Origin of the sequence: Franconibacter daqui (assembly GCF_014644275.1) — a bacterium.
Taxonomy (GTDB): Bacteria; Pseudomonadota; Gammaproteobacteria; order Enterobacterales; family Enterobacteriaceae; genus Franconibacter; species Franconibacter pulveris.
The window spans coordinates 1,895,210-1,908,226 of sequence record NZ_BMKJ01000001.1 but is presented as its reverse complement, the minus strand read 5'-3'; the positions used below and the strand labels follow the sequence as shown (position 1 = coordinate 1,908,226).

The window sequence follows — 13,017 nt, the reverse complement described above, 5'->3', positions numbered from 1 at the left end:
GGCGAAAGAAGTGTCAGGAAAATTGCAAATTCTGGTAAATCTTTGCCAAAGCCGTAATGGCTTTGTTAATGTAGCTTTCTGTTTAATCTTAAGGAGTAGCGGGCAGTAGCCCACCCTATGGACCGTCACCGACGCCGTAACACCTTTTGGCCCGTCGCGGCCTTGCGCCAGCCTGGCGTTTCTCCGTATTTATCCTCTGTTTATTCCCTTTTAGCGCCCACATATTTTGGGGTGCCGTTTAGTCATTCCTTTAGCAGGAGCAACGCATGGAATTCTTAATGGACCCTTCTATCTGGGCGGGCTTATTAACGCTGGTTGTGCTGGAAATCGTTCTGGGCATCGACAACCTCGTTTTTATCGCCATCCTTGCGGATAAACTGCCGCCAAAGCAGCGAGACAAAGCGCGTCTTATCGGGCTTTCGCTGGCTCTGGTTATGCGTCTGGGCCTGTTGTCGCTGATTTCGTGGATGGTAACGCTCACCCGTCCGCTGTTCACCGTCTGGGATTTCACTTTCTCGGGGCGTGATTTGATCATGCTGCTCGGGGGTATTTTCCTGCTGTTTAAAGCGACCACCGAGCTGCATGAAAGGCTGGAGAACCGCCAGCATGACGATACGCATGGCAAAGGCTACGCGAGCTTCTGGGTCGTCGTGCTGCAAATTGTGGTGCTGGACGCGGTCTTCTCTCTGGATGCGGTGATTACCGCTGTCGGCATGGTTAACCATCTGCCGGTGATGATGGCGGCTGTGGTTATTGCGATGGGCGTGATGCTGCTCGCGTCGAAACCGCTGACTAACTTTGTGAACCAGCACCCGACGGTCGTGGTGCTCTGTCTGAGCTTCCTGCTCATGATTGGTCTGAGTCTGGTAGCGGAAGGGTTTGGTTTCCATATTCCGAAGGGATACCTCTACGCGGCTATCGGCTTCTCTATTATTATCGAGCTCTTTAACCAGATCGCCCGTCGTAACTTTATCAAGCACCAGTCTCGTCTACCGCTGCGCGCCCGCACCGCAGAAGCCATTCTGCGCCTGATGGGCAACCGCCGCCAGAAGAGCGCCCAGCCGCAGGCGGAGAATACGAATGCGGTAGTGCCGGTGCATGACGAAGCCTTTGCTGAAGAAGAACGCTACATGATAAACGGCGTATTGACGCTGGCTTCTCGCTCCCTGCGCAGCATCATGACACCGCGCGGTGAAATTAGCTGGGTGGATGCCGATCGCAGCGTGGATGAAATTCGCGAACAGCTGCTCTCTTCTCCGCACAGCCTGTTCCCGGTTTGCCGTGGCGAGCTTGATGAGCTGATTGGCGTGGTTCGCGCTAAGGAGTTACTGGTTGCGCTGGAAGAGGGCGTCGACGTCGCCGCTATCGCGTCGGCCACGCCAGCTATCGTCGTGCCTGAAACGCTGGATCCTATCAACCTCCTTGGCGTGCTGCGTCGCGCCCGCGGCAGCTTCGTTATCGTTAACAACGAGTTTGGCGTTGTTCAGGGGCTGGTTACGCCGCTGGATGTGCTGGAGGCGATTGCCGGTGAATTCCCGGATGCTGACGAAACGCCGGAAATCACGCGCGACGGCGATGACGGTTGGCTGGTGAAAGGCAGCACGGACCTGCATGCACTGCAGCAGCACCTTGAAATCAACACGCTGGTGAATGACGAAGAAGATATCGCGACAGTCGCCGGTTTGGTGATCGCGGTAAACGGCCAGATCCCGCGTCCGGGCGATGAACTGGAAGTGGCGCCTTTACGCATCACCATCGTTGAAGCAAACAAATACCGCGTGGACATGGTGCGGGTAGTGAAAGAGACGCCGCACCACGATGAAGAAGAGTAACGCGAACTAACGCAACGGCGCCGCCCCCAAAGCGGCGCCGTTTTTTTTATTCTCAGCGTCAGGATGAGTCTCAAGCCAGGCCGGGAAGGCATGCAGCGGCATCGGTCTGGCGTACAGGTAACCCTGCAGCGCCGTAACGCCCCGACGGCGCAGATAGGCGGCCTGTTCCGCCGTTTCCACCCCTTCAGCCACCAGGTCGATATGCAGCCGGTTTCCCAGCGCGATAATGATATCGGTGACGGTTGAATTCACAGCGTCTGTGCCAATCGCAGCCGTAAAGGTTTTATCTATCTTCAGCACGTCGGGGTGGAGCATCTCAAGGTAAGCAAGGGAGCTTTGCCCGGTGCCGAAATCATCAATTGCCAGCTTAACGCCCAGTTGGTGCAGATCCCGCACGACACGGTGGTCCACATCCGGCAGGGCGTCCCGCTCGGTAAGCTCAAGGAAAAGCGGCTGCGAAGGCTGACGCGCAAACCAGAATTGCTGTAAATCCTCTACGATTTTTCCGCGGTGGAAATGGCTCGCCGCCACGTTAATGCCAATATGGAAGTGCGGCGAAACGGGAAAATGATGCAGTTGACTCGCCGTTTCCGCCAGCACATAGCGCGTCAGCGGCGCGATAAGGTTTTGCTGTTCGGCCAGCGGAATAAACACATCCGGAGAGATAAAGCCCTGGCGCGGATTGTTCCAGCGCAGCAGAATTTCAACGCCGGTGCACTGCTGATTACGCGCATTGACCAACGGCTGGCAATATATTTCAAATTCCCGGGCGGCGAGCCCAAGGTTGATTTCATGGGAAAAGCTCATTCTGCCCGCGGTGGCAAGCCAGGCGATATAGCCGATCAACAGGCTTAAAATCAGCGCCAGCGGCAGTTGACCCGGCAGCGCCTTCAGCGCGAGACGATCGCCAGGCGGGCCAATAACCGTGACCGAAAAAGGAAAGCGTCCGGAAACGCCTTCCCGCGTTTCAAGCCCCGGCTCGCCCGGCAGGCTTTGCACCACGCCTTTACCATATTCCAGATGCACATCGCCTACGTTCAGCACCACGTGGTCAACCCAGGGGCGGGCGGGCTCGAGCATCAGTCTGGCTAGCAGCTCGATATTCAGCGCCTGAAGAATGCCATCCTGGCCGTCTGGCGATGTCGGCGTCCAGATAATCAATACAGAACTGCCTTTCAGCAAAGAGTTGTCGCGCGTCAGCAGCATTTGCGGGTAGGGAGAGGGCAGCTTCGGTTGCAGCTGCCGCAGCATTTCGTTACGGCTGCCGAAGATGCTGGAGCAATAAACAACACCGTCCTTAACCAGCACAATGGCGCGCAACGTTTGCAATCGCGCGGTTTCCACGCGTAGTGGACCTTCGACGTTTTCACAAGGCTGACCGACCAGCGGGAACAACGCGCTGCGTGCGGCGGCCAGCGGTTCGAGCAGGCTCTCGACGGTCGCCACCGCACGGGCAGTAAACAGCGTAACGCGCTGGTCGTTACGGTTACGTTCGGTAAGGTAACGCACGCCTGTGGTTAACAGCAGCGTTGCAATTGCCAGTGCGAGACAGACAATAATTCTTTTTCGGCGATAGGTTTTGACTATGCGCTGCGCAGTGAGCATCCCTGATTAACCCTTAAAGCTACTGGCGAAAGGTGAGTAATAACATAGCAAGTGTAGCGGGGTTCGTGCAGAAGGATTTGCTGGCAGAGAAAGAAAAAGCGCCGCGGGAGCGGCGCTTCGATTGATTAGTCGCACTGGACTTTAATGGCTAAACCGCCACGCGAAGTTTCGCGGTATTTCGCGTTCATGTCTTTGCCGGTTTCGTACATGGTTTCGATTACTTTATCGAGAGAGACGCGCGGCTCGCTGGTGCGGCGCATCGCCATGCGCGCGGCGTTAATCGCCTTCACGGAGGCAATGGCGTTACGCTCGATGCACGGCACCTGCACCTGGCCGGCAACCGGGTCGCAGGTCAGGCCCAGGTTATGCTCCATGCCTATCTCCGCCGCTACGCACACCTGTTCAGGGCTTGCGCCCAGCAGCTCGGCGAGACCCGCCGCCGCCATTGAGCAGGCGACGCCCACTTCACCCTGGCAGCCCACTTCCGCGCCTGAAATAGACGCGTTCATTTTATAAAGCGCGCCGATAGCGCCCGCCGCCAGGAAATAGCGGATGTAGATATCGGGGCTAACCGATTCGATAAAGTGATCGTAATACGCCAGCACCGCCGGGACGATGCCGCATGCGCCGTTGGTCGGCGCAGTCACCACGCGACCGCCCGCCGCGTTTTCTTCGTTCACCGCCAGCGCGAACATGTTCACCCAGTCAACGACGATCATCGGGTCGTTAGAAAGCTTATCGCTGGAGACCAGCATACGGCGCAGCGCGGAGGCGCGACGCGGTACGCGCAGAGGGCCTGGCAATACGCCTTCGGTATTCATCCCGCGATCGATACAGGCGCGCATGGTCTGCCAGACGTTCGCAAAGTACTCTTCAATCTCTTTCTTGCTGTGCAGCGCCAGTTCGTTCTGCATCACCAGACCAGAGAGAGAAAGGCCGGTTTCCCGGCAGTGCGCCAGCAGCGCTTTTGCGGAATCAAACGCATACGGCACGGTCACTTCGCTGGCGGCGTCTTTACCAAAATTCTCTTCGTCAACGATAAAACCGCCGCCGATGGAGTAGTACGTTTTGCTGTAAAGCAGCGTTTCGCCCTTAAAAGCGTGGATCTGCATGCCGTTTTCGTGCAGCGAAAGGTTATCGCTGTGAAAACGCATGCCGTTGTCTTTCGGAAAATCCACTTCATGACGTCCCAGCGCCAGCAGCAGGCGGCCGCGCGCTTCTACGTCGCGGATAAATGCGGGAATGGCGTCGATATCCACCGTCGCCGGCTCGTTGCCCGCGAGGCCCATAATAATGGCGATATCGGTATGGTGTCCTTTGCCGGTCAGCGACAGTGAACCGTAAACATCCACCGCAACGCGGGTGACGTCTTCGAGTAATCCTTTTTCGACCAGATCATCGACGAACTGCTTCCCGGCCTTCATCGGCCCTACGGTATGGGAAGAGGAGGGACCAATGCCCACCTTAAACATGTCGAATATACTAATCACGCTTTAACTCCTGACAGGGTCATTGTGATATCAATGACGATGTGAAAACTGCGCATAGTGTAAGAGGTTATTGTTCTGCGCTGTTAACTATTCACATGAATTATACTAATGGCTAACGCCAATCAACCTAATAAAGTGCTGTGGATCGCAATTTTTTACACACAATACGAGTCAGGGTTTAAAGCCTATCTGGAGAGCCAGCTCACGAATAATGCCTGCGGTCATTCCCCAGACAAAATAATGCTGATACCAGGAGAGCCAGACGCGGTGGCTGTTGCCCCGGCGATGGATATCGAGCGGATGATAGCGCCCCAGCCGCAGCGCTTCGGCAAGCGGCATTTCAAACACCGCCGCCACTTCATCCTGGCTTGCGTGATAATGCAGATTGGGCGGAATGATGCCCACGACTGGCGTAACCTGAAAACCGGTTACGCTGTCTACCGGCGGCAGTACGCCGATAACGTCTACGGCTTCGGGAGGAATAGCGACCTCTTCCTGCGCTTCCCGCAATGCGGCGGCGATTAAAGAGGCGTCAGTGTCATCCACGGCGCCGCCGGGAAAGGCGACTTGGCCTGCGTGCTTGCGAAGTTGCGCTGAGCGCTGGGTCAGCAGCAACCCTGGCTCGGGGCGGCGCACTATCGGCACCAGAACCGCCGCCTGGCGCTGATTAAGCGAGGCCTTATTCACCTGCGGGCGCAGCAGTTGAAAACGCGATAAAAAAGTGTCCAGTGACAATTCCGTCGTCTGCATTATTCCTCCTCAAGAGTGCGCAGAATACGATTAACTTTATCAAAAGTTTCCTGATATTCCGCTGACGCCTCGCTGTCGGCCACGATGCCGCCGCCGGCGGAGCAATAAAGCGTGCCGTTTTGCGCGGTGAGGGTGCGAATGGTAATACTGGTGTCCATATTGCCGCAAAAGCTGATATAGCCCACGCTGCCGCACCAGGCGTTGCGTCGCTGAGGCTCAAGCTCCTCGATTATCGCCATTGCCCGCACTTTAGGCGCGCCGGTGATAGAACCGCCGGGAAACGCGGCGCGCAGCAGGTCGGTGGCATGCAGGTTTTCCGGCAGCGTGGCGGTAATGGTGCTGACCAGATGATGTACCGCCGGGAAAGGTTCTACGACAAAAAGCTCGGGCACCCGTACGCTGCCGGGCGTCGCTACGCGGCCGATGTCATTGCGCAGCAGATCGACAATCATCAGGTTTTCAGCGCGATCTTTAGGCGAGCGCGCCAGCTTTTGCGCCTGTTTTGCATCTTCCTGCGGGTCGGCGAGGCGAGGCAGCGTGCCTTTAATCGGCCGGGTCTGAATCGCGTTTTGCTCAAGCAAAATAAAACGCTCGGGCGACAGGCTCAGAATGGCGTGCTGCGGCAGGCGCAAAAAGGCGCTGAAGGGGGCGCGGTTGGCCTCGTTAAGGCGCATAAACGCCTGCCACTCATCCCCTTCATAGTTTGCCTGAAAACGCTGCGCCAGGTTGACCTGATAACAGTCGCCGCTCAGCAAATAATCCTGTACGCGGCGGAATTTTTCGCCATACTGCTCGCGCGTCATATTCGCCTGCCAGCGGCTGGTGAGGCGAAACGGCGCGGCAGTCTCAGGTTTCTGCGCCAGAAGCCAGGCGAGCCGCGCTTGCGCGTCGCCGTGACAAACCAGCGTCAGGCGTTCAAGCTTATGATCGGCGATAAGCGCCCAGTCGTAGATCCCCACCGCCATATCGGGCGCATGAACGTCCGCCTGCGCGTGTTGCGGCAGCTTCTCAAAACGACGCCCGAGATCGTAGCCAAACAGCCCCAGCGCGCCGCCCAGAAACGGCAGGTCCATGGCTGGCTGCGGCGTAATGCCGCAACGGTCAAGCTCGCGCTGAAGCAGCGTAAGCGGGTCGGCCCCAGAGGTTTCGCTGGTGGCGGCGCGGCGAATAACCGTTTCATCGCCGCGCGTTTCCAGCGTCGCCAACGGCTGGGCGACCAGGATATCGAACCGGTTATGGGGATGTCTGGCAAAGCCGGAATGCAGCAGCATCGCCCAGGGCTGAGGGCTCAGCGCGGCGAAATAGTCCAGCAGCGCGTCGCGGCGCCAGGGAAGCGTAAGCAGAGTGGGGGAGGAGTGGGTTTTCATCGACATCTACACCGCTATGCCCCGGGACGGCGTCTGGCGTCCGCGCACGGGGCGTGAAATAATTGACGGCAGCAATGTAACAGGAGTTAACGATGTTTGCAGGTTTACCTTCGCTGACACATGAGCAGCAGCAGAAAGCGGTCGAGCGTATTCAGGAGCTGATGGCCCAGGGTATGAGCAGCGGTCAGGCTATCGCTCAGGTGGCGCAAGAAATTCGCGCCAGCCATCAGGGCGACCGCATCGTCGCCCGTTTCGAGGATGAAGAAGAAGATGAATAACGCGGGGCGACCCGCGTTTTTTTATACGGCGGCGATAATTTTAATTTCCACTTTATAAGCCGGGTTCATCAGCTTCGCCTGCACGGTGCAGCGCACCGGCGCATGGCCCGCCACCACCCATTCATCCCAGGCGCGGTTCATGGCGGCGAAGTCGTCGCCATCAGCCAGAAAAATGGTCGCGTCAATCAGCTGCGTTTTATCGCTGCCCTGCGCCTTTAGTACCTCATCAATCTGCGCCAGCACATTGCCGGTTTGTTCATAGGCTTCGGCATCAAGGTTTTCCGGCACGCCAGTGTAATAAAGGGTCTGATTATGGATAACCGCGTCGGACCAGCGCGCCTCCGGATTGATTCGCTTAATCGTCATGACTTTTTCCTTTTCGTAAGTTTCGCCGCAAGCCTGGCATACTCCGCCGCCGACGTCACCTCTTCGGCTGGCGAAAGGGAGTCGGCCCTGACATAATCACTGGCAATTTAACCAGGGGGCAGTGTGACGGACGATTTTGCAGCAGATGGCCAGTTAGCCAAAGCGATACCGGGCTTTAAGCCCCGCGAGCCGCAGCGCCAGATGGCGCAGGCGGTGACTGAAGCTATCGGCGCCGCCGAACCTTTAGTGGTGGAGGCAGGCACCGGCACCGGGAAAACTTACGCTTACCTCGCGCCCGCTTTACGCTCCGGCAAAAAGGTGATTATTTCAACCGGCTCGAAAGCGCTGCAGGATCAGCTCTACAGCCGCGATCTTCCCACCGTGGCGCGGGCGCTGGAATACAAAGGCAAGCTGGCGCTGTTGAAAGGGCGCTCCAACTACCTCTGTCTTGAACGGCTGGAGCAACAGGCGCTGGCGGGAGGCGACCTGCCGGTTCAGACCTTAAGCGACGTTATTCATCTGCGCGGCTGGGCCAATGAAACGGTGGATGGCGATATCAGCACATGCGGACGCGTGGCGGAAGACGCCGCCGTCTGGCCACTCGTCACCAGTACGAACGACAACTGCCTCGGCAGCGACTGCCCGCTCTATAAAGATTGTTTCGTCGTCAAAGCGCGCAAAAAAGCGATGGAGGCGGATATCGTCGTGGTAAACCATCATCTGTTTCTTGCCGATATGGTGGTGAAAGAGAGCGGGTTCGCAGAGCTTATTCCGCAAGCGGAAGTGATGATCTTCGACGAAGCGCATCAGCTTCCCGATATCGCCAGCCAGTATTTCGGCCAGTCGCTCTCCAGCCGCCAACTGCTGGATCTCGCTAAAGATATCACCATCGCCTACCGCACCGAGGTCAAAGATACTCAACAGCTGCAAAAATGCGCCGACCGCCTGGCCCAGAGCACGCAGGATTTCCGTATGCAGCTTGGCGATCCGGGGTTTCGTGGGAATTTACGCGAGCTGTTAGCCGACGCTTCCATTCAGCGCGCGCTGCTGCTGCTGGATGACGCGCTGGAGCTTTGCTACGACGTGGCGAAGCTTTCGCTTGGCCGCTCCGCTTTGCTGGATGCCGCCTTTGAGCGCGCCACGCTTTATCGCGCCCGCCTCAAACGGCTTAAAGAGTTCAACAAGCCCGGCTACAGCTACTGGTATGAGTGCAACTCGCGCCACTTCACGCTGGCGCTGACGCCGCTTACGGTGGCCGATAAGTTTAAAGAGGTAATGGCGCAAAAAGCGGGAAGCTGGGTTTTCACCTCGGCGACGCTTTCCGTTAACGACGAATTGCACCACTTCACGGCGCGGCTGGGCATTGACGAGGCGAAAACGCTGCTGCTGCAAAGCCCCTTCGACTACGCCCGTCAGGCGCTGCTTTGCGTGCCGCGCGGCCTGCCGTTGCCTAATCAGCCCAACGCAGGCCGGGCGCTGGCCGCCATGCTAAGGCCGCTGATTGAAGCTAATAACGGCCGCTGCTTTATGCTCTGTACCTCGCACGCCATGATGCGCGAGCTGGCGGAGCAGTTCCGCGCCACGCTCTCGCTGCCGGTGCTGCTGCAGGGCGAAACCAGCAAGGGACAGCTGCTTGAGCAGTTCGTTACGGCGGGCAATGCGTTGCTGGTCGCCACCAGCAGCTTCTGGGAAGGGGTGGACGTACGCGGCGATACGCTGTCGCTGGTCATCATCGACAAACTCCCCTTTACGTCCCCGGACGATCCGCTGCTTAAGGCGCGCATGGAGGATTGTCGACTGCGCGGCGGCGATCCGTTCGATGAGGTGCAGTTGCCGGACGCTGTCATTACGCTCAAACAGGGGGTAGGGCGACTTATCCGCGACGTGGACGACCGCGGCGTGCTGGTAATTTGCGATAACCGGCTGGTGATGCGCCCCTATGGCGCCGTCTTCCTGAAAAGCCTGCCGCCCACGCCGCGAACCCGCGACATTCAGCAGGCGGCGCGCTTCCTCGCCGACGGCGGCGCGCAGTAATTTATGCCAGACTATGGTAATATGCGCGCCATTTTGAATACCACACCTCGCGAGAGTGCAATTTAGCTATGCGAATTCTGGCCATTGATACCGCCACAGAAGCCTGTTCGGCTGCGCTGTGGGACAACGGTACCGCCTATGCCCACTTTGAACTTTGTCCACGCGAACATACCCAGCGCATTCTGCCGCTGGTGCGCGAGATCCTGAACCAGAGCGGCGTTTCGCTGTCTGAGCTAAGCGCGCTGGCCTTTGGCCGTGGCCCCGGCAGTTTTACCGGCGTGCGTATCGGCATCGGCATCGCCCAGGGCCTGGCGCTTGGCGCGAACCTGCCGATGATCGGCGTTTCAACGCTTGCCACGATGGCGCAGGGCGCCTGGCGCAAAACCGGCGCGACGCGCGTACTTGCCGCCATCGACGCCCGTATGGGCGAGGTTTACTGGGGCGAATACCAGCGCGACCACGAAGGCGTGTGGCATGGCGAAGAGACGGAAGCGGTACTGAAACCCGACGCGGTTGCCGAACGGTTGAAACAGCTTGACGGCGAGTGGGCTACCGTGGGTACGGGCTGGCCCGCATGGCCCAGCCTTGCGCAGGACAGCGGCCTGTCGCTTTACGACGGCGAGATGCTGTTGCCTGCGGCGGAAGATATGCTGCCGCTGGCTTGTCAGCTTTTCATTGCCGGTCGCACCGTCGCGGTAGAAAACGCCGAGCCGGTTTATCTGCGTAACGAAGTGGCGTGGAAAAAACTGCCCGGCAGAGAATAGTTGCTCAGCGCACTGTCGCTGGGTTAAGGAGTTGCGGTATGGCGAGTCAAATGAAAAAAAGGGGCTGGCTGGCGCTGTTCGCCGTGCTGGCCCTGAGCGGTTGCGTTAGCGTGCCGGATGCCATTAAAGGCACCAGCCCAACCCCGCAGCAGGATCTGGCGCGGGTCATGAATGCTCCGCAGCTTTATGTCGGTCAGGAAGCGCGTTTCGGCGGCAAAGTGATCAACGTGAAGAATGAACAGGGCAAAACCCGTCTCGAAATTGCCACCGTGCCGCTTGATGAAGGGGCGCGGCCGCTGCTTGGTCAGCCGTCGCGCGGCCGTATTTACGCCGATGTCAGCACCTTCCTCGACCCGGTCGACTATCGCAATCAGCTTATCACCGTCGTGGGGCCGATAACCGGCACCGCTGAAGGGAAAGTTGGCGACGCTACCTACAAATATATGGTGATGCAGGTTAACGGTTTTAAGCGCTGGCGCGTTACGCAACAGGTTATGTTGCCGCCACAGCCGATAGATCCCTGGTACTGGGGGCCTTACAATCGCCCCTGGGGTTACGGTCCCGGCGTCTGGTATAGCCCTGGCCCCGCGCCAGTTCAGACAATAGTAACCGAGTAACTGGTTGATTTTTTAATAAAAATAAACAGCGGCCGGTCCGCTGTTTATTTGTTTATAACCCATAACAAAAATAATTAGTGACGCGCTTCGCAACCTGAAACCAGCTTAATTAATAAACTGGTACGCTGAGTTAAAATAATGTTAACAACATGTTTATTGCTGCGGGGTTGTGATGACGACGAATACGATTTTCAGAGGTGACGCATTGAAGAAGGTTTGGCTTAACCGTTATCCGGCCGACGTTCCGGCAGAAATCAATCCCGATCGTTATCAGTCCCTGGTAGAGCTATTCGAACACGCCTGCACGCGTTATGCCGACCAGCCGGCATTTATCAATATGGGCGAGGTGATGACGTTCCGTAAGCTCGAAGAGCGCAGCCGCGCTTTCGCCGCTTATCTGCAACAGGGCCTGGGTCTGCAGAAAGGGGACCGCGTCGCGCTGATGATGCCGAACCTGCTGCAATACCCGGTCGCGCTGTTCGGCATTCTTCGCGCCGGCATGATTGTAGTGAACGTCAACCCGCTCTATACGCCCCGCGAACTGGAGCACCAGCTAAACGACAGCGGCGCCAGCGCCATTATTATCGTTTCTAACTTTGCTCACACGCTGGAAAAGGTCGTCGATAAAACCCAGGTGAAGCACGTTATTCTTACCCGGATGGGCGATCAGCTCTCCGCCACCAAAGGCACGCTGGTTAACTTTGTCGTGAAGTATGTGAAACGGCTGGTGCCGAAATACCATCTGCCGGACGCCATTTCGTTTCGCCGCGCACTGCACGCGGGTTATCGCCTGCAGTATGTAAAGCCTGAGGTGCTGCCGGAAGATCTCGCTTTCCTGCAATACACAGGTGGCACGACCGGCGTGGCGAAAGGGGCGATGTTAACGCACCGCAATATGCTTGCAAATCTTGAGCAGGTAAACGCCACCTATGGGCCGCTGCTGCACCGGGGCAAAGAGCTGGTGGTCACCGCCTTGCCGCTCTATCACATCTTCGCGCTGACCATGAACTGCCTGCTGTTTATTGAGCTGGGCGGACAAAATCTGCTGATTACCAACCCGCGCGATATTCCGGGGCTGGTTAAAGAGCTGGCGAAATACCCCTTCACCGCCATGACGGGCGTCAATACGCTTTTCAACGCGCTGCTGAACAACAAAGAGTTCCAGCAGCTCGATTTTTCCACGCTTCATCTTTCCGCAGGCGGCGGCATGCCGGTGCAGCATGCGGTAGCAGAGCGCTGGGTAAAACTCACCGGGCAGTATCTGCTGGAAGGCTACGGCCTGACGGAGTGCGCGCCGCTGGTAAGCGTTAACCCTCACGATATCGACTATCACAGCGGCAGCATCGGCCTGCCGGTGCCTTCAACAGAAGTCAAACTTGTGGATGACGAAGGGCGGGAAGTGGAGCCTGGGCTGCCGGGCGAGCTGTGCGTGAAAGGGCCGCAGGTCATGCTGGGTTATTGGCAGCGCCCCGACGCCACCGATGAGATAATCAAGGATGGTTGGCTGCACACCGGCGATATCGCGGTCATGGACGAACAGGGCTTTATGCGCATCGTCGATCGTAAAAAAGATATGATCCTGGTCTCGGGTTTTAACGTCTATCCTAACGAAATCGAAGATGTGGTGATGCAGCACAGCGGCGTCCATGAAGTGGCGGCCGTGGGTGTGCCTTCAGGCGTGAGCGGCGAGACCGTGAAGATCTTCGTGGTGAAGAAAGATCCGAACCTTAGCGAAGAGGCGCTTATCACCTTTTGTCGTCGGCATCTCACCGGCTATAAGGTGCCGAAGCTGGTGGAGTTCCGCCAGGAGCTGCCCAAATCCAACGTCGGCAAAATTTTGCGGCGAGAACTGCGTGACGAAGCGCGCCGCACGGGTAACAATACCCCCTGAGTTGCGAAGAAGTCGTCCAGACG

11 protein-coding genes are annotated in these 13,017 nt (G+C 57.7%); 6 read left to right on the top strand and 5 right to left on the bottom strand.

What is annotated here, in order from left to right:
- Positions 1 to 266: 266 nt before the first annotated feature.
- Entirely contained in the window at positions 267 to 1,832 is a 1,566-nt protein-coding gene (gene yoaE / locus IEX01_RS09015) for a CNNM family cation transport protein YoaE (protein WP_024555734.1), read from the top strand.
- A gap of 6 nt (positions 1,833 to 1,838) precedes the next feature.
- Here the strand turns inward: yoaE and pdeD are convergent, their stop codons facing one another.
- The 4 genes from pdeD to pabB all read right to left on the bottom strand — a co-directional run bounded on the left by pdeD (position 1,839) and on the right by pabB (position 7,044).
- Positions 1,839 to 3,437, bottom strand: a complete 1,599-nt coding sequence (pdeD, locus tag IEX01_RS09010; RefSeq protein WP_024555733.1) for a cyclic di-3',5'-guanosine monophosphate phosphodiesterase PdeD — start codon at positions 3,435 to 3,437, stop codon at positions 1,839 to 1,841.
- A gap of 125 nt (positions 3,438 to 3,562) precedes the next feature.
- Entirely contained in the window at positions 3,563 to 4,927 is a 1,365-nt protein-coding gene (gene sdaA / locus IEX01_RS09005; protein WP_024555732.1) for an L-serine ammonia-lyase, read from the bottom strand.
- Between the two features lie 171 nt (positions 4,928 to 5,098).
- Positions 5,099 to 5,677, bottom strand: a complete 579-nt coding sequence (locus IEX01_RS09000) for a CoA pyrophosphatase (protein ID WP_024555731.1) — start codon at positions 5,675 to 5,677, stop codon at positions 5,099 to 5,101.
- Positions 5,677 to 7,044, bottom strand: coding sequence for an aminodeoxychorismate synthase component 1 (pabB, locus tag IEX01_RS08995; RefSeq protein WP_188723746.1), 1,368 nt, complete (start codon positions 7,042 to 7,044; stop codon positions 5,677 to 5,679). Before pabB ends, IEX01_RS09000 begins: the two co-directional genes overlap by 1 nt.
- A 92-nt stretch (positions 7,045 to 7,136) precedes the next feature.
- On the opposite strand from pabB, the gene IEX01_RS08990 reads away from it, so the two are divergent.
- Positions 7,137 to 7,322 (top strand): YoaH family protein, encoded by a 186-nt coding sequence (locus IEX01_RS08990; RefSeq protein WP_024555729.1) that lies wholly within the window; start codon positions 7,137 to 7,139, stop codon positions 7,320 to 7,322.
- Positions 7,323 to 7,343: 21 nt separating this feature from the next.
- On the opposite strand, the gene IEX01_RS08985 is transcribed toward IEX01_RS08990, so the two are convergent.
- The gene (locus tag IEX01_RS08985) at positions 7,344 to 7,688 is read right to left on the bottom strand and encodes a RidA family protein (protein WP_188723696.1); all 345 of its coding nucleotides are present in this window, start codon (positions 7,686 to 7,688) and stop codon (positions 7,344 to 7,346) included.
- A 123-nt stretch (positions 7,689 to 7,811) separates the two neighbouring features.
- Between IEX01_RS08985 and yoaA the strand changes: the two genes are divergently transcribed.
- The 4 genes from yoaA (at position 7,812) to fadD (ending at position 12,994) form a co-directional block, all read left to right on the top strand.
- The gene (yoaA, locus tag IEX01_RS08980; RefSeq protein ID WP_024561565.1) at positions 7,812 to 9,722 is read left to right on the top strand and encodes a DNA repair helicase YoaA; all 1,911 of its coding nucleotides are present in this window, start codon (positions 7,812 to 7,814) and stop codon (positions 9,720 to 9,722) included.
- A 68-nt stretch (positions 9,723 to 9,790) separates the two neighbouring features.
- The gene (gene tsaB / locus IEX01_RS08975) at positions 9,791 to 10,486 is read left to right on the top strand and encodes a tRNA (adenosine(37)-N6)-threonylcarbamoyltransferase complex dimerization subunit type 1 TsaB (protein WP_048888655.1); all 696 of its coding nucleotides are present in this window, start codon (positions 9,791 to 9,793) and stop codon (positions 10,484 to 10,486) included.
- A gap of 38 nt (positions 10,487 to 10,524) precedes the next feature.
- A complete protein-coding gene (locus tag IEX01_RS08970; RefSeq protein ID WP_188723695.1) occupies positions 10,525 to 11,103 on the top strand; it encodes a Slp family lipoprotein in 579 nt (192 codons plus the stop codon).
- Between the two features lie 205 nt (positions 11,104 to 11,308).
- The gene (fadD, locus tag IEX01_RS08965; RefSeq protein ID WP_024555724.1) at positions 11,309 to 12,994 is read left to right on the top strand and encodes a long-chain-fatty-acid--CoA ligase FadD; all 1,686 of its coding nucleotides are present in this window, start codon (positions 11,309 to 11,311) and stop codon (positions 12,992 to 12,994) included.
- The last annotated feature ends 23 nt before the right edge of the window (positions 12,995 to 13,017 follow it).

Coding starts and splice junctions, on each gene's coding strand:
- yoaE (WP_024555734.1), top strand. CDS start 267: ATGGAATTCTTAATGGACCCTTCTATCTGGGCGGGCTTATTAACGCTG.
- pdeD (WP_024555733.1), bottom strand. CDS start 3,437: ATGCTCACTGCGCAGCGCATAGTCAAAACCTATCGCCGAAAAAGAATT.
- IEX01_RS09000 (WP_024555731.1), bottom strand. CDS start 5,677: ATGCAGACGACGGAATTGTCACTGGACACTTTTTTATCGCGTTTTCAA.
- pabB (WP_188723746.1), bottom strand. CDS start 7,044: ATGAAAACCCACTCCTCCCCCACTCTGCTTACGCTTCCCTGGCGCCGC.
- IEX01_RS08990 (WP_024555729.1), top strand. CDS start 7,137: ATGTTTGCAGGTTTACCTTCGCTGACACATGAGCAGCAGCAGAAAGCG.
- IEX01_RS08985 (WP_188723696.1), bottom strand. CDS start 7,688: ATGACGATTAAGCGAATCAATCCGGAGGCGCGCTGGTCCGACGCGGTT.
- tsaB (WP_048888655.1), top strand. CDS start 9,791: ATGCGAATTCTGGCCATTGATACCGCCACAGAAGCCTGTTCGGCTGCG.
- IEX01_RS08970 (WP_188723695.1), top strand. CDS start 10,525: ATGGCGAGTCAAATGAAAAAAAGGGGCTGGCTGGCGCTGTTCGCCGTG.